Here is a 22294-nt window from a genome sequence, read left to right as displayed (position 1 = left end):
GCCTACTCGGCGAAAGTAACCAGAACGGTCCTCACGCCGTTCTTAGGCACGTCCAGCCGGCTGGCAAAGCCGAATCTTTCACCCGATGCCAGCGAACGGCCCGATGTCCCCAACGTATAGCGGGTCAAATGTCCGTCCTTGCCAGTCACGCGAATTTCGAGTGGCGGCAATTGCGCCGGTTTCGCACCGTCATTTGCCGCTTCGCCATCGACGACCAGCACAGGATTTGGCCCGGACGTGTCGACGCGTGACGTCACGCCGGAGATCGTCAGGGCCGACACTTTGGCACCCGAGACAAACGTCGCCTGGCGCACCAGCGCGTGGCCGCCGGAGACCCAGAACGCTGCCAGAGCGCCACCCACGCCGGCGATCCAGAAGATCGGACCGCCGCGCGAAGGCGGCGCGCGCTCCGCCGGAGCGTCCGGCTTGCGCAGCATTTCCATGCCCTCGATGGCGGGAGGGACGATCGCCCGAGACTGGGAGGCCGTTTCCTCCGCTGACGGGCCAAGACGCGTCATCACCATGAAGTCGGCGTCGATGACATCCGAGGCGGCGGGCGTGAGCCGACCCGCCGCAGCGACCGCGACGGCATCGGTCATGATTTCGCCGGAAACCGGGCGCGCGGTTTGATCCTCAGCCATTGTGGCCCCGATGTTGCGGCATGTGTTCTGTTGCAGCACGCGTTGGCTTTTCGTTTCTTTTGCGTAAACACAATTGGTTAATGCTTCCCCATCGGAGCCCTATGACGCACGGAAAGCAGTCAGGAATTAACCGCCGGTTAACCATGCCCGCCGAAGGTCTTTCGCGGGACGGGCACTGTCGCCGCCGCCGGAGCCGGATGATTTCAGCTCGAATTGATCTGGAATCCGAATCCGCCTCTAAGTCAGAGAGATAGGGCATGCTGTCGCCCGGAAGCCGCCTCATGCTTTCCGGCATCATGGTCTAGGAAATTCGGGTCGCCGAAATTGATTCGCTTCGAAAATGTCGGTCTGCGTTATGGCATGGGTCCGGAAATCCTCCGCGACATCTCCCTGCACATTCCAGAGCGCTCCTTCCAGTTCCTGAGCGGACCGTCGGGCGCCGGCAAGACCTCGCTGCTGCGCCTGCTGTTCATGTCGCTAAAACCGACGCGCGGATTGATCACCATTTTCGGCAAGGACCGTTCACGCATCTCGCGTGACGAGCTGCCGCATTTGCGGCGCCGCATCGGCGTGGTGTTCCAGGATTTCCGCTTGCTTGATCACATGACCACTTACGAGAATGTCGCCTTGCCGCTGCGCGTACGCGGGCGCGATGAGGCAAGCTATCGCACCGATGTGACCGAGCTGTTGAAATGGGTGGGGCTAGGGGAGCGCATGCATGTGCTTCCGCCGGTCCTGTCGGGCGGCGAGAAGCAGCGCGCCGCGATCGCACGGGCGCTTATCGAACAACCCGAGATCCTGCTGGCCGACGAGCCGACCGGCAATGTCGACCCGCCACTGGCGCGCCGGCTGCTGCGGCTGTTCATCGAACTCAATCGTCTCGGGACCGCCGTGGTGATCGCGACGCACGACCTCGGCCTGATGGAACAGGTCGACGCACGCCGCATGATCCTGGCCGGCGGAAGGCTGGACATCTATGACTGACCTTTCCGCCGAGCATCTGGACGATCCGGAGGCCGAGGCAGCGGAGCCAAGGCAGCGCGCACAGCGCCGTATGGCGCCGATCGTGCCGGCACAGAACATTGCCGGTCGGGCGCTGGTGCTGGTCATCGCCATCATGACCTTCCTGTCGTGCCTGACTTTCGGCGCCGTGACGCTGGTGCGCGACACGGCCTCCGTCTGGGAGAACCAGATCTCCCGCGAAGCCACGATCCAGATCAAACCCGTCGACGGGCTGGACATGGAGGCGGCGCTTGTCCAGGCCTCGCAAATCGCCGGCGAATTTCCCGGCGTGAAGAGCACGCGGATCATCGACCGCGAGGCGACGGCGCGTCTGCTGGAGCCGTGGCTGGGCACGGGCCTCAACATCGACGAGCTCCCCGTGCCGCGCCTCATCATCGTCACCATCGACGAAAACAGCCCGCCCGACTTCGCCGCCATGCGCGCCGCCATCACCCCGAAGCTGCCGAGTGCGTCCCTCGATGATCATCGCACCTGGGTCGACCGGCTTGTCGCCATGGCCCACACCACGGTGACCATCGGTATCGCCGTGCTGGCGCTCATGCTGTCTGCGACCGTGCTGACGGTTGTCTTCGCCACGCGCGGCGCCATGGCTGGCAACGGCCACATCATCGAGGTACTGCATTTCGTCGGCGCCGAGGCTCGCTTCATCGCTCGAGAATTTCGTCGCCATTTCCTGGTCACAGGCATGAAGGGTGCCGCCGCCGGCGGGGCCGCAGCCGTGCTGGTTTTCATCGTTTTTTCCTGGTGGTCCTCGCGCAACATGGCCACCCCGCAGGCCGACCAGGCCACCGCGCTGTTCGGCAATTTCGCCATCGGCTCGGCTGGATATCTCGGTGTCGTCATGATGGTGCTGGTGATAGGCGCGCTGACGGCCGCAACCTCCCACGCCACCGTCGTCGCCTATCTCAGCGACATCGATGTCCGTCAGCCGGATGGGGGCTGAACCGTTTCGACTAAAGAGCCAGGTCCGGCCGGGCAGATCATTAGAAAGCACAGATCACGATTGAAGAATTCGCGTAACGCAAAGTGCGAGTTTTGCCTACCCAAGGCCGCATTTGAGGGTTAACCATAGGCGATGAGCACGCGGGATTCGACCGGAATGGTTGGACAGATGCCGGTGGTGGCTGTTGGCGTGCGCAATCATGCCAACCTCGGCCGTTTTAGGCTCGCCCTCCGCGCCCTCACCCTCACAGTTCTTCTCGCCGCCGCCGTGTTTGCCGGTGGTTTTGGCTGGTTCGCCAACAAGGTCAGCCATTTGACGACGCCAGCCGACCCGGCCAAGGCCGACGCGATCATCGTGCTGACCGGCGGGCAGTCCCGTCTCGACGCCGCGATGGATCTGCTGGCATCCGGCAAGGGCGAGCGCTTGCTGATCAGCGGCGTGCATCCATCCGCAACCCGCCGGCAATTGCAGGTGGCTATCGGGGGCGACAAGAAATTGTTCTCCTGTTGCGTCGACATTGATCGGGCCGCGCTCGACACGATCGGCAATGCCGAAGAGAGCGCCAAATGGGTCGAGAGCCATGCCTATGGCACCGTGATCCTCGTCACCAACAATTATCACATGCCGCGCAGCCTGCTGGAAATGGGCCGCCTGCTGCATGGCGCCCGGCTCGAACCCTACCCGGTCGTCAATTCCAATCTCGACAATGGTGGCTGGCTGACCAAGCCGCAGGCGTTGCGCGTGCTGTTCACCGAGTACAACAAATATCTGCTGGCGCTGGTCCGCGGCATCGTCCCGGTAAAGCCGACACCGGACGGCATCTCGCTCGCCGAAACGACGGTTGGCGGCTGACCACCCCTATTGCGCCGATGCGTCCCGGGTAGCCGAAGTCCGCAGGCTCTTGAGCTCGGCGATCTCCTGTTCGAGGCGCTCGATGCGCCGGTCTCGTTCGCCCAAAGCCGCCGCCACATCCGCCGCTTCGAACCGTTGCGGGATGTGTTGCGGGCAATTGGCGTCCCACGCTGAAACCGTGAACAGGATGACCTGTTCCGGACGCGCCTTGTAGTCCTGCGGCATCAGCCGCGCGATCAAGTCTTGATCGTTCTCAACGACCCGCGCCGTGCCCCAGATCTTGATGCGCTGGCGATTCATATAATCGATCAGGAACAGGAAGGCCTGCGGATTGTCGGCCAGATTGCCCTGCGTGATGAACTGCTTGTTGCCGGAGAAGTCGGTGAAGCCGATCGTCTTTTCGTCGAGCACCTTGAGAAATCCGGCCGGGCCGCCGCGATGCTGGACATAGGGCTGGCCGCCGCCATTGGCCGTCGACAGGAACACGCTGGTCTGCATCGCGATGAAAGCGGCAAGGTCCGGCGTGATGTCGGCTTGCCAGCCTCCCCGTTCCTCCACGCGCCCATAGGACTGGCGCGAGCCCTTTCGCGCCTGGATCGCCTTGACGGTCGGCGTGAAGGCGATGTCGCTGGTGAAACCATGCGCGTTCATCGAGAACCTCCTTGGAAAGATGCTAAAGCCCGAGTTGCGACAGCGTCGGGTGGTCGTCCGGCCGGCGGCCGAGCGGCCAGTGGTATTTGCGGTCGGCAGCGCTGATCGGCAGGTCGTTGATGCTGGCGATGCGCAGGCGCATCAGTCCGTGCGCGTCGAATTCCCAGTTCTCATTGCCGTAGCTACGGAACCATGAGCCGCTGTCGTCGTGCCATTCATAGGCGAAGCGGACGGCGACACGGTTGTCGTGGAAGCCCACACCTCCTTGATCAGACGATAGTCAAGCTCGCGGCTCCATTTGCGCGTGAGGAACGCCTCGATGGCATCGCGCCCTTGTAGGAACTCGGCGCGGTTGCGCCAGCGGCTGTCCTGGGTATAGGCGAGCGCAACCCTCGCCGGATCGCGGGAGTTCCAGGCATCCTCTGCCATGCGCGCTTTCTGCGCCGCGGTCTCTGCGGTGAATGGCGGTAGCGGGCGATTATGCGACATGACACCTTCCTTCTGGCGATCGCCTCTTCGGCGCGACCAACCTAGACGATATAAAGCCTTCCATCATTCAGCTGCAGATGGCATATTTGCAATCTATCCTTCCAATTTCCGGTAGAAGCGATGGATCGTCTCGACGCCATGACCCTGTTTGTCGCCGCGGCCGAGGCCGGCAGCCTGTCCGCCGCCGCCCGCCTTTCGGGTGTTCCTTTGGCGACAGTCAGCCGCAAGGTCTCCGATCTGGAGCGACACCTGAAGACACGCCTGTTGAACCGTTCAACCCGGCTGTTAACGCTGACCGAAGCCGGTGACGCCTACCTCGCTGCCTGTCGGCGTATTCTCGATGAGGTCGGCGAGGCCGAGCGCATCGCCGGCGGCGAATACAATGCGCCGACCGGCGAACTGAGCATCACCGCGCCGATCGTCCTCGGCCGCTTGCACGTGCTGCCGGTCGTCACCGCGTTCCTCGCTGCCTATCCGCAGGTGAACGTCCGCCTGGCCCTGGGCGACAGGATAAGCCACCTGGCCGAGGAACACATCGATCTCGCCGTCCGCATCGGCCGGTTGCCGGACTCGCGCATGGTTGCCATGGTGGTCGGCTCGATCCGGCATGTGGTCTGCGCAAGTCCGGCCTATCTGGCCAAGCACGGCACGCCCAGAACCCCGCAGGATCTCGAAACCCACAGCTGCATCACCTTCGAGGGTCTCGGCCCTCTCGCCGCATGGACATTTGCGGCCGAGAAGCCCGATAGTGCTGTCGCGATCCGCTCCCGCTTGAGGGTGAACACCGCCGAAGCGGCGATCGACGCCGCGATTGCCGGCGTCGGCCTGACGCGGGTGCTCTCCTACCAGATCGTCGATGCGCTACGCTCCGGGACCCTAGGCCCCGTGCTCAGGGCTTTTGAACCGGAGCCTTGGCCGGTGAACCTGGTGCATGCCGGCCATGGCCGGCTGCCCGTGAAACTGCGCGCCTTCCTCGATTTCGCCGCGCCCCGCCTCAGGGAACGTCTGGCGCAGGCGGCGTGGTAGGGCGGGTACGGTCCGGCAGTTTCCTTTTTCGCCGCGCTTGGTGTAACCAACGCACTCCTCCTCACCGGGCCTCATCCATGCTCTATGTCCGATCGCTGGCGTTCAACTTCGCTTTCTATGTCAATCTGATCGTTCAGATGCTCGTCTGGACGCCTTTCTACTTCCTGTCGCCCCGTCACCGCGCCTGGTTCGTGCCGAAATTCTGGTCGCGCACCTCGATGTGGCTCTATGACAAGATCGCCGGAACCAGGAGCGAAATCACCGGACTGGAAAATCTGCCTGAGGGTTCGTTCATCCTGGCCCCCAAGCATCAGTCGTTCTGGGACGCGATCGCCTTCTTCCCGTTCCTCAACGACCCGCTCTACATCCTCAAGCGGGAACTGACCTGGATCCCCTTCTTCGGCTGGTACATTATGAAGATGCGCATGATTCCGGTCGATCGCGGCAGCCGCTCGAAGGCCCTGAAGGCGGTGGTCGCCGCGACCAAGCAGGAAATGGCGCGCAATCCGCGCCAGCTCATCATCTACCCGGAAGGCACGAGGCGCGCGCCCGGGGACGATCCGGCCTACAAATATGGCATCGTTGAGATCTACGCTCAGCTCGGCGTCCCGGTGGTTCCGGTCGCCCATGTCGCCGGCCTTTACTGGCCGCGCCGGAAGTTCCTGCGCTATCCCGGCACCATAAAGGCGCGCTTCCTGCCGCCCATTCCACCCGGGCTTGCCAAGGACGAATTCATGGCGCGGCTGATCGGCGACACCGAAGCTGCCTGCGACGAGTTCCTGATCGATGCGGCGCGCGCGCCGCACCCGCCGGCGCTGCCGCCGACGGCTGTGAAAAGGCTGCGCGAATTGGGCGCCTGAGCGGCTAGGCGCTTGCCCTGTCGAGTTCGGCCATGTCGTCCGTGCTGAGCTTCAATGACGCGGCCTTGATCAGGCTGTCCATCTGATCGGCTTTGGTGGCGCTGGCGATCGGGGCGGTCACGCCCGGCCGGGCGATCACCCAGGCAAGCGCCACTTCCGCCGGTTTGGCTGAATGCCTGGCGGATACCGCGTCCAGCGCCGCCAGGATGCGCTTGCCGCGTGCGTTGAGATAATCCTTGATCCCGCCGCCGCGCGGGCTTTGGCCAAGGTCGGCCTCGCTGCGGTACTTGCCGCTGAGAAAGCCCTTGGCCAGGCTGAAATAGGTGATGACGCCGATATCCTCCGCCATGCACAGATCGCGCAACGGCCCGTCGAAGGACGAGCGGTCGTAGAGATTGTATTCGGGCTGCAGCACCTCGTAGCGCGGCAGGCCGCGCAGGCTGGCGACATCGAGCGCGGCACGCAACTGACCTGCGTCCAGGTTGGAGCAGCCGGCATAGCGGATCTTGCCTTCGGCAAGCAGTTTTTCGTAGGCGCCGAGCGTTTCCTCATATGGCGTCGCGGGATCAGGCCAATGCGACAGATAGAGATCGATATAATCCGTCCGCAGCCGCTTGAGTGATGCATCGACGGCCTTCTCGATATAGGCGGCCGACAGATCCTTGTGGCCCTGCCCCATATCGGAGCCGACCTTCGTGACGACGATCACCTTGTCGCGGTTGCCGCGATCTTTCATCCAGTTGCCGATGATGGTTTCGGATTCGCCGCCCTTGTGACCGGGTACCCAGCTCGAATAGACATCGGCCGTGTCGATGGCATTGAGACCGGCGCCGACGAAGCGGTCCAGTAGGTCGAACGAGGTTTTCTCGTCGGCGGTCCAGCCGAAGACGTTGCCCCCCAGAACCAGCGGCGCGATGGAAAGGTCGGTGCGACCGAGACGGCGTTTCTGCAAGGCGTATCTCCGTGATGATCGGGGCGTCGAATGCCGCCCTCTGGCTGTGTCCGAGCCTAACCTAGGCCTTGCCGCCTCGAGGTCAAAGGGAAGACCATCGTTTCTGCCATGGCGGGCGGTTCACAAAGGCGCTACCAGGCGCGCCACCTCCTCCAGCCAATGATCCCGGATGCCCAGCGCTTCGAGATGTTCGAGCGTGCTGAGCACATAGTCTTCATTGTTGCCGGACTGTCCGATGGCGCCACGCACGACCCCAGCGGCGTGGGCGGGATCAAGCGCGCCGGCATATTGTTCGTGGTGGCGGTCGACGATGTAGGCCACCGCTTCGACGATCGCGCCGCCGTCGAGCCGGATCCTGACTGTCCGTTCGAGATAGACGTTGGTAACCAGTTCGCGCTCGCGCAGGTACGCGATCACCTCTTCGCGCAGGTCACCGGGAACGCGGAACGCCAGCCCGACGCATGAGCCTCCATGGTCCAGGCCGAGCACCAGCCCGGGCCGCTGTCGCGTGCCACGATGTACGAAGGAATAGACGCAAAGCGAGCGACGATAGCCGTGCAGGCGGGCGCGGCGCGTTTCGACATGCACGAAACCTGGCCGCCAGATCAGCGAGCCGTAGCCAAACACCCAAAAATCGCCCATATCGCCGCGCCTGATCGCAAAAAGATGCCGACATCGCCAGGACGCCGGTGTTCTTTTAGCCCGCGCCTGTCTACCTATGCGTCCCTGCGCACCCCTCGTCGGAACCGACGGGGGCGTCCGCAGTACCGATGCGTTAACGAGAGCCAAAGCATGACGTCAAGTGACGAACGCCAGCCAACTCGCCATCGCCGCCTGTTTTGGCTTGCCGCGTTCGTCCTCGTGCTGTTTGCAATCTACACCGGCGGCTGGTTCTATCTGGCCGACCGGGTCAAAAGCCAGACCCATAACGCTGTCGCCGCGCTCAATGCGGATGGCGTCGAGGCCGACTGCGCCAATCTTGAGGTCGGTGGCTATCCCTTCTCCTTCGCCGTGTCCTGCGACAACCTTGCCTATGAGGACGACGCCAAAAACATTGCGGCCTCGGCCGGCAGTTTCAAGGCGGTGGCGCCGATCATCCAGCCCTGGTCTCCGGTCGCCAATTTGCGTGGTCCGCTCAGGGCCTCGATTCCGGGCATGGTGCCACTGTGGATCGACTGGGATGATCTGCGCGCCAACATCAATCTGTCCTGGCCGTTACCGCGTCGGGTCACGCTACGGGCCGAGGGCCTTTCAGGCCAGACCGACCCGGCCGACGATACCGATCCGGTGCAATTGTTCAGCGCCGGAAAGGCCGCCGGGGAATTGCAGCCGAACGGCCAGGATCTCGACTATCTCGGCAGCTTTATCGATCTGGAGATCGATCCCGACGCGATCGGCGGCCGCGTGCTGCCGGCTTTCGATGCCACCGGCGACGCCAGCTTGAAGAACGGCGTCGCGCTCATTGGCACGCATATTGAAAGCCTGCGCGGGCAGGCTCTCAATATCCGCAACCTCGACCTTTCTTCCGGGACGGCGAGCGTCACCGTTTCCGGTCCTTTGTCGGTCGATGCCGAAGGCTTTGTCGATGCCGATCTGATGATAAGGATCAAGGATCCGAAGGCCGTCGCTTCAATCCTGGGCGCCGCCATACCTGAAAACAAAAGCGAGATCGAGCAGGGCTTCGCGGCCTTGTCCTTGCTTGGCAACGAACCATCCATGCCGCTGAAAGTGTCCAAGGGCAGGGCGTCACTCGGCTTCATCCCGTTGGGCAAGATCAAGCCGTTGGACTGACACCTCATGGCCAGACCGGTGAAATTGCTGAGTGTTGGCGCGCTAACTCTCGACATGATCCTTCGTATCGAATCCCTTCCCGCCCATCAGGGGAAGTTCATCGCTTCCGATGGCATCCAGATCGCATCCGGCATGGCGACCAGCGCGGCCTGCGCGGCACGCCGCCTTGGCGCCGACGTCTCACTATGGGCGAGCGCCGGCGATGATCCCGTCGGCGACCAACTGGTTGCCGAGATCGCGGCCGAAGGCGTCGATTGTGCTTTCGTGCGCCGTATCCGGGGTGCCCGTTCGGCACTGGCGTCGATCCTCGTCGATGCCCATGGTGAGCGCGTCATCGTACCCTTCTACGACCGGCTCGCCCAGGCCGACCCGGAAGCTTTGCCGGCAGCCGATCTCTCCGCATTCGATGCCGTGCTTGTCGATGTCCGCTGGCCGGGCGCGGCGGCGCTTGCCCTAGAGGCGGCCCGTGCCGCCGGCCGACCGGCGATCCTTGATGCCGATACCGCGCCGTTGGAAGTCCTGGAACGGCTATTGCCGCTCGCCACCCATATCGTCGCCTCGGAGACGGCGGCACGCATCTTCCTCGGCCAGGCACTCGACCCGGAGCAGGCCTGCGCCGATCTTGCCAGCCGCACCGATGCCTTTGTCGCGGTGACCGGGGGCGCGGCGGGAAGCTGGTGGCATGATCGTACCGCCAATCGTGTGCGCCATGTCGCAGCGCCGAGCATCAAGGCAGTGGACACGCTCGCCGCCGGCGATGTCTTTCACGGCGCCTTCGCCGTCGGGCTGGCCGAGGCCATGCCGGTCGAGCAGGCCCTGCGCTTCGCCAGCGCGGCGGCCGCGCTCAAATGCCTGCGCTTCGGCGGCAGGCTGGGCGCACCGGATCGCGCCGAGACGCTGGCGATGATCGAAACGACGTGGCCCGCTCTGCCTTAACTCTTGGCCGGGTGCTCGACGGCCTGGCGGCCGAAGTCGGGAACGTCGATGTCCTGGCCGGCCTCGATGATCGAACGGCGCACGGCCCGGGTCCGGGTGAACAGGTCGAAGAGTTTTTCGCCGTCCCCCCAGCGGATGGCCCGCTGCAATGACGCCAGATCCTCCGAGAACCGCGCCAGCATTTCGAGGATGGCGTCCTTGTTGTGCAGGCAGACATCCCGCCACATGGTCGGGTCCGAGGCGGCGAGACGGGTAAAATCCCTGAAGCCAGACGCGGAGTATTTGATCACTTCGGACTTGGTTACCGATTGAAGGTCATCGGCCGTGCCGACGATGTTGTAGGCGATGATGTGCGGCAGGTGCGAGACGATGGCCAGCGTCATGTCGTGGTGCTGGGGGTCCATTGTGTCGATATTGGCGCCGCAGCGGCGCCAGAATTCCGAAAGGCGCTCCAACGCTTGCGGGTCGGTATCGGGCAGCGGCGTGAAGATGCACCAGCGATTGTCGAAGAGGTCGGCAAACCCCGCGTCCGGGCCGGATTTCTCGGTGCCCGCCAGAGGATGGCCGGGAATGAAATGGACGCCGGCAGGCACGTGCGGCTGCATTTGCGTGATGACGGATGCCTTGGTCGACCCGACGTCGGTCAGGATCGCTCCCTGCTTCAACGCGGGCGCGATTTCCTCGGCGACCGCGCCGGACGAGCCGACCGGCACAGAAACGATGACAAGGTCGGCGTCGCGGACCGCCTCCTTCGCGTCGGTTGTGTAGGAATCCCCCAGTCCAAGCGCCTCGGCTCGGGCGAGCGTCGGCGCGCTGCGGGTGGAGATAGCGACGTGGCGGGCCAGCCCTTCGCGGCGGATGACGCGGGCAAGCGAGGAGCCGATCAAGCCGATGCCGACCAGCGCGATCTTCTCAAACATCGGTGATGTCATGATGCCTAGCTTTTCAGGAACGTGGTGAGAGCGGCGACCACGCCGCGATTGGCTTCCTCCGTGCCGACGGTCATGCGCAACGCGTTGGGAAAGCCATAGCCGGAAACACGCCGCAGGATAAAGCCGCGCGCGCTGAGGTAATCATCGGCTTTCGCCGCCGAGTATTTCTCGTCGTCGGGAAAATGAATGAGGATGAAATTGCCGACGCTGGGCGTCACCCGCAGGCCGAGCTTTGTCAGTTCTTCGCTCAGCCATGTCAGCCAGGTCTGGTTGTGACTGACGCTGCGCTCGACATGGTCGCGGTCACGGATCGCCGCGATTCCTGCCTCGATCGCCGTCGTGTTGACGTTGAAAGGGCCGCGTATCCGGTTGATGGCGTCGACGATGTGGGTCGGCGCGTACATCCAGCCGATCCGCGCCCCGCCGAGGCCGATCTTCGAGAAGGTGCGGGTCATGACGACATTCTCGGCGCTGCCGACCAGCTCGATACCGGCCTCGTAGTCATTGCGGCGAACATACTCGGCATAAGCCGCGTCGAGCACCAGGAGCACATGCCTGGGCAGCCCGGCATGCAGGCGCCGCACCTCCTGGAACGGTATGTAGGTACCGGTCGGATTGTTCGGATTGGCGAGGAAAACGATCTTGGTGCGCGACGTGACAGCGGCGAGCATCGCATCGATGTCGGCGTGCTCGTCGGTTTCCTTGACCGTGACCGGCGTGGCGCCGGCCGACTGGATATAGATCTTATAGACCATGAAGGCGTGTTCGGTGATGACCGCCTCGTCCCCCGGAGAGAGATAGGTCTGCGCCAGCAGCCCGAGGATCTCGTCGGAGCCGTTGGAGCAGATGATGTTGGCGGCGTTTAACCCATGCACTTCGGCAATCGCCTCGCGCAGCCGCCTCGCGGTACCGTCGGGATAGATGTCGAGTTTGGCGGCAACCTCACGGGCGGCCTCGATCGCCTTCGGCGACGGACCGAGCGGATTTTCGTTCGACGACAGCTTGTGGACCTTGGCAACGCCGGCTGGCGCCGCGCTCTTGCCCGGCACATAGGCCTCGATATCCATGATGCCCGCGCGCGGGGTTGGACGTTGCTTGTCCGATGTCTGGCTCATGTCGAAAAATCCACCGAGAACGCTTCCGCCGGGAAGCCGCTGCGGAAATACAAGCCAAGGCTCCTAATGTCGAGAGCCGGCGGGCCGCGATGCGGCAAGCCGTTGACGGCAAGCCGCCACAGCCCTAGAAGGGGGACAGACTTCCGTGGTGATTTGGCCGGTCGGCTTGCAGCCACGTTAAACAACTTGCTAAAGGGCCGTTTGCATCCTGTAACCGGCTTTGCGACGGCAATGCCGGTTTTTTGTTGTCCGCGCCGGCCGGACACCGCAGAGGCGAGAAGTCAGCATTGATTTCGGAGCACCGTGCGGGGATGCAAAAAAGTGAGATCGATGCCATGGCCGCTTTGCGTGCTGGAAAGACCAACAACGAGGCCGACAACCCGTCGAGCCCGGTGTTGCGTTTCGGGGTCGATCAGCCGCTGAAGCTTGACGCGGGAACGCTGCTATCGCCATTCCAGATCGCCTACCAGACTTATGGCACGCTCAATGACGCCCGCTCCAACGCCATCCTCGTCTGCCATGCGCTGACGGGCGACCAGCACGTCGCCAACACCAATCCGGTGACCGGCAAGCCGGGCTGGTGGGAAGTGCTGATCGGTCCCGGCAAGATCATCGACACCAACCGGTTCTTCGTCATCTGCTCTAATGTCATCGGTGGTTGCCTGGGCTCCACCGGCCCGGCCTCGACAAATCCTGCCACCGGCAGGCCTTATGGGCTCGACCTGCCGATCATCACTATCCCCGACATGGTTCGCGCTCAGCAGATGCTGGTCGATCATTTCGGCATCGAAAAGCTGTTCTGCGTGCTCGGCGGCTCGATGGGCGGCATGCAGGTGCTGGAATGGGCGTCGAGCTATCCGGAGCGTGTCTTTGCGGCGCTGCCGATCGCCACCGGCGCTCGCCATTCCTCGCAGAACATCGCCTTCCATGAGGTCGGCCGGCAAGCCGTGATGGCCGATCCCGACTGGCATGGCGGCAAGTATTTCGACTATGGCAAACGCCCGGAAAAAGGGCTCGCGGTGGCCCGCATGGCCGCCCACATCACCTACCTGTCGGAAGCCGCCCTGCACCGGAAGTTCGGCCGCAATTTGCAGGACCGCGAGGCACTGACCTTCGGCTTCGATGCCGACTTCCAGATCGAAAGCTATCTGCGCCACCAGGGCATGACCTTCGTCGACCGTTTCGACGCCAATTCCTATCTCTACATGACGCGGTCGATGGACTATTTCGACCTCGCAGCCGATCATGGTGGTCGATTGGCCGACGCTTTCGCCGGCACGAAAACGCGCTTCTGCTTGGTGTCCTTCACCTCGGACTGGCTGTTTCCCACCGAGGAGAGCCGCACGATCGTGCACGCTCTGAACGCTGCCGGTGCATCGGTCTCCTTTGTCGAGATCGAGACCGATCGTGGCCATGACGCCTTTCTGCTCGACGAGCCGGAACTGTTTGCCGCCATCAATGGCTTCATCGGCTCCGCTGCCCGGGCGAGAGGGCTCAGCGCATGACCCCGGAAAGTCCAGCCGTTATCCGCTCTCGGCCAGGAGCGGGACAGGAGACGGCATTATGAGTGTAAACCGTGACCAGCGCGTCGATCTAGAGGTCGTCGCCAACCTCATCCCGCCGCGCTCCCGCGTGCTCGATGTCGGTTCCGGCGACGGCTCGCTGCTTGAACTTTTGCGAGACACCAAGCAGGTCGATGGCCGAGGGCTCGAACTGTCGCAGCGTGGCGTCAACGAATGCGTGGCGCGCGGGCTCTCTGTCATCCAGGGCGATGCCGACACGGATCTCGAATTCTATCCCGACAAGGGCTTCGACTTCGTTGTCCTGTCGCAGACGCTGCAGGCCACCCGCAACCCCAAGCTCGTTCTCGACGAATTGCTCAGGATCGGCGACCGCGCGATCGTTTCCTTCCCCAATTTCGGTCATTGGCGGGTCCGCGCGTCGCTGTTTTTCAACGGTCGCATGCCGGTCACCAAGGACTTGCCCTATTCCTGGTATGACACGCCGAATATTCACTTCTGCGCCATCCGCGACTTCGTCAATCTGTGCGACGAGCTCGGCGCGACGGTCGAGAAGGCAACCGCGCTCGACGCCGCTGGCCAGAAGATCGGCCTGTCGATGCCGTGGTGGTTCTGGAACTTCTTCGGCCAGCAGGCGGTCTTCCTACTCAGGCGTTAGAACAAGGACTGAAGCTGTTGCCCTTTTCCTCTAACCAGTTAACTGCTTTAGCCGGCTTTGGGCAGCGACGCACTTGACCGCAGTGGGGTGTTGCCGTTGGGTCGCTAGGCCGTGAATTCATCCCGCCGCGCGGTTTGAAACGGGCGCGACGAGATGACATGGCAGCCTCTTTTTTGTAGAATCGCCGCTGATCGCGGGGGCGTCAGATCGGTAGGAGTGCTCGACTCGGGTTCCCGCGTAATTTTCTACAGATCCGACGGGCATTTGCCCGCCAGAATAGAGCTGCAGCGCATGACCGGGAAAGCCGATATCTCGCCGTTCATCTCAGTGATCACACCGACCCACAACCGGCGGGAAGCGGTGCTGCGCGCTGTGGACAGCGTGCTATCGCAGAGCCTCCAGAAGATCGAGCACATTGTTGTCGACGATGGCTCGACGGACGGGACTGCCCAAGCCCTTGCCCGCATTCGCGATCCACGGCTGATCTATGTCGGCGCGAAATGGCGCGGCGCCAACGCCGCCAGGAACGCAGGCATCGAGGTGGCACGAGCGCCTGTGGTGACTTTCCTCGATTCCGACGACGTCTACATGCCGCACCGACTTGAACGCACCCTGGCCCGGTTCGAAGACGAACCAACGCTCCAGGTGCTGATCAGCTCCTATGTCTCACTAAAGGCGGAGCGCGTCACCAAATGCGTCAACCGCGAGGCGGTCCTCAACACCACCATGCTGGAACGGGCTCTGGTCGCCCAGACGATTTTCATCGCGGGCTCGGCAATCACGGCGCGCCGTGACGCCCTGCTCGCCATCGGCGGCTACGACAGCGACATCACTCGTATGCAGGACCGTGAACTGTTGCTGCGCCTCTCCAGGCGTTTCGGCGCGCGCCTGTCGGAAAACATCGACTGGACGAAACACAATTCGGCAAACTCGATTTCCGGACGCCGTGACGGCTATGTCGAAGCCTATGCGGATCTGATGGGCAAACACCCGCATATCGCCCGCTCCTATCCTCATATTCCGCCTTACATGATTTCGCGGCAGATCATCGCTGACATCCTTAGAGGCCGCTTCCCCCAAGCTTTTGCCGGCTATAAGGCCAATCGCTCGTCCGAGGCCCTCGGCTATTCACTGGCGGAACTGGCGTATGGTTATGTCTGCGGCCGGCGCTGGCGCCGTGACCTCTACCAGGAGTTTCGCGAAAAATATGGCGCGCGTCCGGCGTAGCTTTCGCAGATAGCGGCCGGGTTGTCGTGGCGGCGCCGGACGGTTTCCGTCCGGATTGGCAGACGAGAGCCGCGTATCAGGCATCCGCCTATTTCCTGCGGACAGGATGGGGCGGCGGCTCTATCGCGCCGGCCCTGAGGCGGGCAGGTTTGAGGGCGGATGCGCCGGTATTTTGACGATGGTCAAGGCGCGCGGAAAGAACTGGCTGTTGTGCTGGCCGCGTCCGATGTTGAGGATTGCGGCATCCGGCAAGCGCTTAGCCAGCATCGCTAGCACGCGCCGCAAGGAGGGCCCGTCCAACGCATCCATCGCCTCGTCTATGATCAGCCATTTCGGTTGCCGCAAGACGAGCCTGGCAAAGGCCAGCATCCGCTGCTCATCATCGCTCAGTTCATGATCCCAGCGTCCTGTCCGGTCGAGCGAAGCCGACAGGCGGTCGAGCCCGACTTCGGCGAGCACTGCCGTGATGTGGGCATCGCTCGTCGGTGCCGGCCCGTTCGGGTGGTCGAGCACCTCGCGCAACGTGCCGGCCGGGAAATATGGCACCCGCGGCACGAAGATCAGGGGTTTCCCCGCCGGCAGGCCGATCCGCCCGCTCCCCCATGGCCACAGGCCCGCAATGGCGCGGAAGAACAGCGTCTTGCCCGCGCCCGGCTCTCCGGTGATCATGACGCGTTCTCCGGCATGGATCTCGACATGATCGTCGGCCAGCCTCGTGCATCCTTCCGGCGAAGCCACTTCGAGCTGCTCGAAGCTCAGGATGCCGCTCGCATTTTCACCGAAGGCGATGCGCTTTTCCGTGTCGTGCAGCACGTCGGTTTCGTCCAGCGCTATTCGGAAATCGGCGACGCGCATCAGCGTGGCGCGCCAATCGGCGATGCCGCCGATGTTGTTGATGAACCATCGCAGAGAGGAGTGGACCTGGTTGAAGGCCCCGACCGCCATCATCAGTCCTCCAAAACTTATATCGCCCGAGAAATAGACCGGCGATGCAACCAGGATCGGCGCGACCACGGTGATCCAGCCATACGTATCGGTCACCCAGGACAGATTGATCTGGGCGGCGTAGATGCGCCGCATCGCGCCGAGCACCGTGTCGAGGTCGAGATCAAGCCGCCGCCTGGCGTCGGCCTCACCATGATACAAGGCGATGGCATCGACATTCTCGTTGACGCGCACCATCGACGAGCGCAGCTCCGCCTCGCGCGTGTAGCGGTCACTGTTGAGCACAATGAGCGGCCGGCCGACCAGCCAGCTCAGCCATGACGCTGTGCCGGCATAGAGGATGGCGGCCCAGACCATGTAGCCCGGTATGGCCAGCGACGTGCCGCCGATGTGGAAGACGAAGCCGGAAGACAGCTCCCACAACACGCCGACGAAAGACACCAGCAGGATGCATGATTGCAGCAGACCGACGCCCAGATCCGTCGACAGATCCGAGAGATGGGCGGCATCCTGCTGCATGCGCTGGTCGGGATTGACGCCGATGGCGCCCGCGTTGGCGAGGCGAAAAGCCCGCGCGGGCCGCATCCACTGGTCGATCAGGTCCAGCGTGAGCGCCTTGCGCAGCGTCAGCCGGATCATCTGGTTTAGCCACGTCTGGCCGATGTTGAGCACCAGGAGTCCGCCGGCGATCACCGCGAACACAAGAAGCTGATGCAGGAAAGCCGCCATGTCGCGACGCGCCAGCGCGTCGTAGAATGGCTGGTTCCATCGGTTGAGCAGAACCTGGCCGATCGACGTCGCGATGATGACGGCCATGATGGCCGCGGACATCCACAGCAATGTGTTGCGAACTGGCGATCCCGCCAGGCCTCGCCTAATCGTCGCCACCTGGTCGCGCAGGCTGCTGGCTTCGACGGCTACGCCGGCGGGCTGACCGCTGCCGTGAGTGTCCGGTTGACCAGCCATGCCCGAAGTCCTTGCGTTCATTGCTGATGAAACCGGAGGGTCCTTGCCGTCATCACGAGGCAATCGCCGGCACGGCCGTTGGGAGAGCATCCGCCCCGGCCTGGCGACCGAGCCGCGCAGCGCCATGTGGCGACAGCACCGGCACGAAGACGCGGCGCGAAGCGCGCTGGGCAGCAGGAACGCCCTGGTAGAGTCGCTTCTGCGCTTCGACGACGATGACCCCCGAGAAGATCGGCCATAGACGCCTGCCCGCGCGTTCGAGCACATTGTGGATCCGCATCATGAACCGCCGACGCGAGGGCGGGAAAAACAGCGCATCGGACCAGGATGCCGGCGTAAAATTCGCCTCGCGCAGCAATTCGGTCAACTGGCCGCGCGAGAAAGGCCGACCATTGCCGAACGGCGTATGCTCGAAACGTGCCCAGACCCCGCGCCGGTTGGGCACCACGATAACGATGCGTCCAGCCGGCGACAGCACCCGCCAAATCTCGTTCAGCGTTTCACGCGGGTTTTCGACATGTTCGAGCGAATGGACAAGCAGCATGCGGTCGATACAGGAATCGACCAGCGGCAGTTCCTCATCGAAAACCAGTGCCGTCGCCGTCGGGCCATTCGCAGGCCAGACAACCGCGCCCTGCGTGGCCGGCATGAAGGCGAAAACGCGCTCGGCGTCCGTGCCGAACCGCTCCAGCCAGGGCAAGGTGTAGCCTAGCCCGACCAGCCGTTCGTTGGGCACTGTCGCCCATATCGAGGACAACGCCATGCTGATCGAACGCTCGGCAAACCGGCCGAGCGCTGTCGAATAGAAGGTGCGAAGATCGACGATGTCGGAATGCATGCCAAGGATGTAGCCGCGATATTGACCGGTTTCAACAAAGGCATCCGTGGGGCCGTCCACCCCTCAATGCGGTCGACATCGCATGGCGCGACATCTGCAATCTCCTGGGATGACATCGGCGCGCGAGCGCACTATGTCTGCCACGACAGTGGAGAGACGCGATGCCGGTCGAAATCGAACAATTCATGTGCCGAAGCGACAATTTCGGCATTTTCGCCCGTGACCCCGCAAGCGGCCAGACCGCGATCATCGACGCCCCCGAGGAAGCGTCCATCCTAGCCGCTATAAAACGCACCGGGTGGACGCCGACAATGATCCTGACCACGCATCACCATGTGGACCATGTCGAGGCCAATCTGACGCTCAAAGAACGTTTCAAACTGCGCATCATCGGCCCGGAAGCGGAAATGGCAAGGATCCCGGGCATCGACGAGACCGTCGCGGAAGGTTCGGTTGTTTATCTCGGGGGTGAGCGCATCGAGGTGATAGCCACGCCCGGCCACACTGCCGGCCATGTCTCCTATCACTTGCCGGCATCCAAGGTCGCGTTCACCGCCGACACGCTGTTCGCGCTCGGCTGCGGGCGGCTGTTCGAATGCAAGCCGCCGGTGATGTATGACTCGTTGAAGAAACTCGCGGCGCTTCCGGCCGACACGGTCGTCTATTGTGGTCACGAGTACACGCTCGCCAACGCCCGTTTCGCGCTAAGCGTCGACCCAACCAACTCGGCGCTCAAAGAGCGTGCCGCCAGGATCGAGGCGTTGCGGGCGGACAACAAGCCGACACTGCCGACCACGATCGGCGAGGAGCTGTCGACCAATCCCTTCCTGCGGTGGCATGACCCGGCGATCCGCAGGCATCTTGGGCTGGAGAAAGCCTTGGACGCCGAGGTTTTCGCCGAAATTCGCAAGCGCAAGGACAATTTCTGATGCGGCTGATCTCGTAGGCCTCATGACAAGTTCCGCAGAAATCATAGCAACGCTCGGACTGAAGCCGCATCCGGAAGGCGGCTGGTACGCGGAGACGTTTCGCGATGAGGCAGGCGGGGTGCGCGGCCATTCGACGGCGATCTATTTCCTCCTGGAAGATCATCAGGTTTCGGCATGGCATCGGGTCAAGGATGCCGCCGAGGTCTGGCATTTCCACGCCGGTGCTCCACTGGCTTTGTCGATGTGGGAAGAAGGGGCGGCGGTGATCGAGCAGGTCCTGGGCATCGAGTTCGCCGCCGGCGAACGGCCGCAGATCGTCGTACCCGCCGGGTGGTGGCAATCGGCGCGCAGCCTGGGCGAATGGACGCTCGTCGGCTGCACGGTTGCGCCGGGGTTTGATTTCGCTGCCTTCGAACTGGCCGAACCGGGCTGGCAGCCTAACTTGGCAACAACCCAAGAGTGATCAGCAGCTGGGCGGCGTAGTACAGCACCCACACGGCAAAGCGCATCCAGCTACGGTGCGGCGAGATCGGCGGTAGGAGAAATTTCTCCGTCGCGAGAAGTCCGTCGGACGCCATGAACAACAGCGCACCCGCAATAACCCAGACATTCTCCGTCGTCAGCGCCGATAAGCCCATCGCCAGGATTGCCACGACGTAGACGGTGATCGGGGCGCGCAGGCCGGGACCGATGCGACGCCACAACGCCGCCAGCATGACGACGGCGAAAACCAGCATCACCAACCCGATGGCCCCATGCCAGGGTTCGGCGACAAACACCTGGATCCCGCCGCCGCCACGCAGGAACAGCGCGACGTAGACGAAATGGGCCACAAGAAAACTGGCCAGCCCCGCGACAAACGCCTTCTCGGCGTCCCGCGACAGGAAAGCATCGCCAACGGCACTGAGCGCAAGCGCGGCGACCAGCAGCGTGGGGCCGCCCTGCATCGCCGCCAGCACGGCAAGCATCGCCACGGCGAGCGTTTTGGCCGCCGTGCGGGCGAGTGTAGGCGAAGCGCCCAGCGTGAAGGCATAGATCACCGCCGCCACCAGCGAAAAGATCAGCGTCGCATTGGCGTTGGCATCAATGCCGCCCGGAAACGGCAACGTCATGCCCCGGCTCTGTGTTCGGATGCCCCGGCTCCGTCTCCGGATGCCCCGGCTCCCGCCGATCCCGGCTTGCGCAGGAACAGCGATTTCGCCGCCAGGGCGGCTCCCCCGGTGATCAGCACGCACGCGGCGAGGATGCGCAGCGACGGCTCGGCGACGCCCGCCGCGATCAGCACAAGCGTCGACAAGAGCGGCGCGGCGTAGCTGGCGGCGCCAAGCACCTGTATGTTGCCCCGCTTGACGCCGATATCCCACGCGTAGAAGGCAGAACCGACGGGCATGAGGCCAAGGCCCAGAACGGCCAGCCATTGGCCTGCGCCGACAGGCAGCACGGTTTCCTCTAGCGCCATATGGCAGGCGAGCGACAGACCTGCGGTCGCCGCGCAGAACCAGGTGACGATGCTGGTCGGCACCGACGGGAACCGCCGCGACAAAAGCGAATAGGCCGACCAAAGCACGGCGCAGGCGGCCGCCATTGCGTAGCCGAAGGCGTAGCGCGCGTCGAACGCCAGTGCGCCGCCCCTGGTGACGATCAGCACGGTGCCGGCAAGCCCCAGCAGCGCGCCAACGACATGGTTCCAGGCTAGTTTCTCACCCGGCATCAACGCCGAACCGAGAACGATCAGCAGCGGCCACAGATAAGCGATCAGGCTCGCGTCCACGGCGGGAGCGTTTCGCAACGCGGTGAAGTAGAAGAAATGGTAGCCGAACAGGCCGGCAATGCCGATAAGCCAGACCTGCGGTGGAATTTTCTCGCGGTCGTCGCGAGTCTGCATGAACAACCGTGCGACCAGACCCACCCCCGTGCCGATCGAGAAGGTGATCGCCGACAAGAGGAATGGCGGCACCTGGCCCGACGCATCGGTGAGCAGCGCCAGCATTGCCCACATGGCAACCGCCGAGAAGCCGATCAGTGTTGCGCGCCCCATTGCCTCTCCACCGGCGCACCTGTTCTGCCTGTAGAGGTGCGCCTATTGCACTGCTTCGAAACGTCCGGCGCTGATGGTCAAAGTGCCGATCTGCGTTCCGACCGTGGCATGGATCGGGGCATATACGCCGGTTTGGCCGAGCGGCGCAAACGTCACCATAATGCGGCTTTTATTCTTGAGATAGTTAAGCGCCTTGCGGCCTTTGCGATAACCCGCCACTGGCTCGAAACCCATACGGCAGGTCACGGTGTCGCCCTTGTAGCCCGGCACAGCGATCGTACCCTTGGAATCGTATGTCAACGTCAGGTTGCCACGCATCTCGCCGTCATAGAACTTCACCGTGCGACCGCAAACCTGGTCGAGACTGTCGGCATGGATGACGGTAGCGGCCATCGGATCGAGCACCGATACAAGGTCGCCGGCGCCGATCGGCACCCAGGACTTGGGGTCGCGCTTCTCCGGTGGCGGGAGGACCTTGGTCGACGTCACGGTGCCGTTGGCAAAGCGGATGTCGATGGCGGAGACCTTCTTGCCGGACGTGTAATCGGCTCGAAACGCTTGGGGCACCATCTTCTTGCCGGAGATCGCGCCCTTGGACGAAATCGTGCCGCGCGTGTCGTCGAACAGCTTGGCGAGGCCCGCCGCTGTGACCGTACCGTTGATCGTGTAGGCGCCGTTTTCATACCGACTCGAGAACGTCGACCTCGCTATGGAGAGACCGAGGAAGGATACCGTGTATTCGCCTTTGAACGACTGCGGCGAGGCAGCCGAAGCGGCGGACGGCAAAGCGATCGCCAGTGCGACGGCAAGGGCTTGAGACAAACGAGGCATGGCGCGGATCGGATCCTTGGTTCGACCGGAGGTGGGGCAACTCCGGACCGGCGTGTCCCTATGGGACCGCTTATACGGCGAATTCCGACCTTAATATGAAACGCCAGGCGTTTCTGTGGCCAAGCCGGAGC

22 protein-coding genes, 2 pseudogenes and 1 riboswitch are annotated in these 22294 nt (G+C 63.3%); of the genes and pseudogenes, 12 read left to right on the top strand and 12 right to left on the bottom strand.

What is annotated here, in order from left to right:
• Nucleotides 1-2 precede the first annotated feature (2 nt).
• Complete coding sequence (locus tag LB513_RS21505) at nucleotides 3-641, bottom strand: hypothetical protein (protein WP_224665533.1); 639 nt, start codon at nucleotides 639-641, stop codon at nucleotides 3-5.
• Nucleotides 642-965: 324 nt separating this feature from the next.
• On the opposite strand from LB513_RS21505, the gene ftsE reads away from it, so the two are divergent.
• The 3 genes from ftsE to LB513_RS21490 all read left to right on the top strand — a co-directional run bounded on the left by ftsE (nucleotide 966) and on the right by LB513_RS21490 (nucleotide 3459).
• A complete protein-coding gene (gene ftsE / locus LB513_RS21500) occupies nucleotides 966-1625 on the top strand; it encodes a cell division ATP-binding protein FtsE (protein WP_224665532.1) in 660 nt (219 codons plus the stop codon).
• Nucleotides 1618-2607 carry a cell division protein FtsX gene (locus LB513_RS21495; RefSeq protein ID WP_224665531.1) on the top strand — a complete coding sequence of 330 codons (990 nt, stop codon included), beginning with the start codon at nucleotides 1618-1620 and terminating at the stop codon, nucleotides 2605-2607. The genes ftsE and LB513_RS21495 overlap by 8 nt, the downstream gene beginning before the upstream one ends.
• Nucleotides 2608-2739: 132 nt before the next feature.
• Nucleotides 2740-3459 (top strand): YdcF family protein, encoded by a 720-nt coding sequence (locus LB513_RS21490; RefSeq protein ID WP_224665530.1) that lies wholly within the window; start codon nucleotides 2740-2742, stop codon nucleotides 3457-3459.
• Nucleotides 3460-3465: 6 nt separating this feature from the next.
• Here the strand turns inward: LB513_RS21490 and LB513_RS21485 are convergent, their stop codons facing one another.
• Together LB513_RS21485 and LB513_RS21480 are read right to left on the bottom strand one after the other, a co-directional pair.
• Complete coding sequence (locus tag LB513_RS21485) at nucleotides 3466-4110, bottom strand: pyridoxamine 5'-phosphate oxidase family protein (RefSeq protein WP_224665529.1); 645 nt, start codon at nucleotides 4108-4110, stop codon at nucleotides 3466-3468.
• 22 nt (nucleotides 4111-4132) lie between these two features.
• A pseudogene (locus LB513_RS21480) lies at nucleotides 4133-4599 on the bottom strand (DUF1348 family protein).
• Between the two features lie 120 nt (nucleotides 4600-4719).
• Here LB513_RS21480 and LB513_RS21475 point away from each other — a divergent pair.
• The gene (locus LB513_RS21475; protein ID WP_224665528.1) at nucleotides 4720-5625 is read left to right on the top strand and encodes a LysR family transcriptional regulator; all 906 of its coding nucleotides are present in this window, start codon (nucleotides 4720-4722) and stop codon (nucleotides 5623-5625) included.
• Nucleotides 5626-5702: 77 nt separating this feature from the next.
• Nucleotides 5703-6485 (top strand): lysophospholipid acyltransferase family protein, encoded by a 783-nt coding sequence (locus LB513_RS21470; protein ID WP_224665527.1) that lies wholly within the window; start codon nucleotides 5703-5705, stop codon nucleotides 6483-6485.
• Nucleotides 6486-6489: 4 nt separating this feature from the next.
• On the opposite strand, the gene LB513_RS21465 is transcribed toward LB513_RS21470, so the two are convergent.
• Together LB513_RS21465 and LB513_RS21460 are read right to left on the bottom strand one after the other, a co-directional pair.
• Nucleotides 6490-7437 carry an aldo/keto reductase gene (locus LB513_RS21465; RefSeq protein ID WP_224665526.1) on the bottom strand — a complete coding sequence of 316 codons (948 nt, stop codon included), beginning with the start codon at nucleotides 7435-7437 and terminating at the stop codon, nucleotides 6490-6492.
• 120 nt (nucleotides 7438-7557) lie between these two features.
• A complete protein-coding gene (locus LB513_RS21460; protein WP_224665525.1) occupies nucleotides 7558-8079 on the bottom strand; it encodes a gamma-glutamylcyclotransferase in 522 nt (173 codons plus the stop codon).
• 150 nt (nucleotides 8080-8229) lie between these two features.
• On the opposite strand from LB513_RS21460, the gene LB513_RS21455 reads away from it, so the two are divergent.
• Nucleotides 8230-9228, top strand: coding sequence for a DUF2125 domain-containing protein (locus LB513_RS21455; protein WP_224665524.1), 999 nt, complete (start codon nucleotides 8230-8232; stop codon nucleotides 9226-9228).
• A gap of 6 nt (nucleotides 9229-9234) precedes the next feature.
• A complete protein-coding gene (locus LB513_RS21450) occupies nucleotides 9235-10164 on the top strand; it encodes a sugar kinase (protein WP_224665523.1) in 930 nt (309 codons plus the stop codon).
• Here the strand turns inward: LB513_RS21450 and LB513_RS21445 are convergent.
• Nucleotides 10161-11096 (bottom strand): prephenate/arogenate dehydrogenase family protein, encoded by a 936-nt coding sequence (locus LB513_RS21445; protein WP_224665522.1) that lies wholly within the window; start codon nucleotides 11094-11096, stop codon nucleotides 10161-10163. The two genes, LB513_RS21450 and LB513_RS21445, sit on opposite strands and share 4 nt — an antisense overlap.
• A gap of 5 nt (nucleotides 11097-11101) precedes the next feature.
• Nucleotides 11102-12211, bottom strand: a complete 1110-nt coding sequence (gene hisC, locus LB513_RS21440; RefSeq protein WP_224665521.1) for a histidinol-phosphate transaminase — start codon at nucleotides 12209-12211, stop codon at nucleotides 11102-11104.
• Between the two features lie 135 nt (nucleotides 12212-12346).
• Nucleotides 12347-12424: riboswitch (SAM riboswitch) on the top strand.
• Between the two features lie 122 nt (nucleotides 12425-12546).
• Here hisC and metX point away from each other — a divergent pair.
• The 3 genes from metX (at nucleotide 12547) to LB513_RS21425 (ending at nucleotide 15616) form a co-directional block, all read left to right on the top strand.
• A complete protein-coding gene (gene metX, locus LB513_RS21435) occupies nucleotides 12547-13716 on the top strand; it encodes a homoserine O-acetyltransferase MetX (RefSeq protein WP_224665600.1) in 1170 nt (389 codons plus the stop codon).
• A 58-nt stretch (nucleotides 13717-13774) separates the two neighbouring features.
• Nucleotides 13775-14389, top strand: a complete 615-nt coding sequence (gene metW, locus LB513_RS21430; protein WP_224665520.1) for a methionine biosynthesis protein MetW — start codon at nucleotides 13775-13777, stop codon at nucleotides 14387-14389.
• Nucleotides 14390-14680: 291 nt separating this feature from the next.
• Nucleotides 14681-15616: a glycosyltransferase family 2 protein gene (locus LB513_RS21425; protein WP_224665519.1), complete on the top strand. Its 936-nt coding sequence runs from the start codon at nucleotides 14681-14683 to the stop codon at nucleotides 15614-15616.
• 88 nt (nucleotides 15617-15704) lie between these two features.
• Here LB513_RS21425 and LB513_RS21420 read toward each other — a convergent pair.
• Both LB513_RS21420 and LB513_RS21415 read right to left on the bottom strand, forming a co-directional pair.
• Nucleotides 15705-17527 (bottom strand): annotated as a pseudogene (locus tag LB513_RS21420) (ABC transporter ATP-binding protein/permease).
• A gap of 52 nt (nucleotides 17528-17579) precedes the next feature.
• The gene (locus LB513_RS21415) at nucleotides 17580-18365 is read right to left on the bottom strand and encodes a class I SAM-dependent methyltransferase (RefSeq protein ID WP_224665599.1); all 786 of its coding nucleotides are present in this window, start codon (nucleotides 18363-18365) and stop codon (nucleotides 17580-17582) included.
• Nucleotides 18366-18526: 161 nt separating this feature from the next.
• Here LB513_RS21415 and gloB point away from each other — a divergent pair, with 161 nt between their 5' ends.
• Both gloB and LB513_RS21405 read left to right on the top strand, forming a co-directional pair.
• The gene (gene gloB, locus LB513_RS21410) at nucleotides 18527-19294 is read left to right on the top strand and encodes a hydroxyacylglutathione hydrolase (RefSeq protein ID WP_224665518.1); all 768 of its coding nucleotides are present in this window, start codon (nucleotides 18527-18529) and stop codon (nucleotides 19292-19294) included.
• A 22-nt stretch (nucleotides 19295-19316) separates the two neighbouring features.
• Nucleotides 19317-19757, top strand: a complete 441-nt coding sequence (locus tag LB513_RS21405; RefSeq protein ID WP_224665517.1) for a cupin domain-containing protein — start codon at nucleotides 19317-19319, stop codon at nucleotides 19755-19757.
• Here the strand turns inward: LB513_RS21405 and LB513_RS21400 are convergent.
• Genes LB513_RS21400 through LB513_RS21390 form a run of 3 tightly spaced genes read right to left on the bottom strand, consistent with a single transcriptional unit; the run spans nucleotide 19732 to nucleotide 22163 of the window.
• Nucleotides 19732-20406, bottom strand: a complete 675-nt coding sequence (locus tag LB513_RS21400; RefSeq protein WP_224665516.1) for a lysoplasmalogenase — start codon at nucleotides 20404-20406, stop codon at nucleotides 19732-19734. The genes LB513_RS21405 and LB513_RS21400 overlap by 26 nt on opposite strands.
• Nucleotides 20403-21332 (bottom strand): DMT family transporter, encoded by a 930-nt coding sequence (locus LB513_RS21395; RefSeq protein WP_224665515.1) that lies wholly within the window; start codon nucleotides 21330-21332, stop codon nucleotides 20403-20405. Before LB513_RS21395 ends, LB513_RS21400 begins: the two co-directional genes overlap by 4 nt.
• Before the next feature lie 42 nt (nucleotides 21333-21374).
• Nucleotides 21375-22163 carry a DUF3108 domain-containing protein gene (locus LB513_RS21390; protein ID WP_224665514.1) on the bottom strand — a complete coding sequence of 263 codons (789 nt, stop codon included), beginning with the start codon at nucleotides 22161-22163 and terminating at the stop codon, nucleotides 21375-21377.
• Nucleotides 22164-22294: the final 131 nt, after the last annotated feature.

The sequence above is a fragment of the Mesorhizobium sp. ES1-1 genome, from assembly GCF_020164785.1.
Lineage (GTDB): Bacteria > Pseudomonadota > Alphaproteobacteria > Rhizobiales > Rhizobiaceae > Mesorhizobium.
This window is presented reverse-complemented; position numbering and strand designations above follow the sequence as displayed.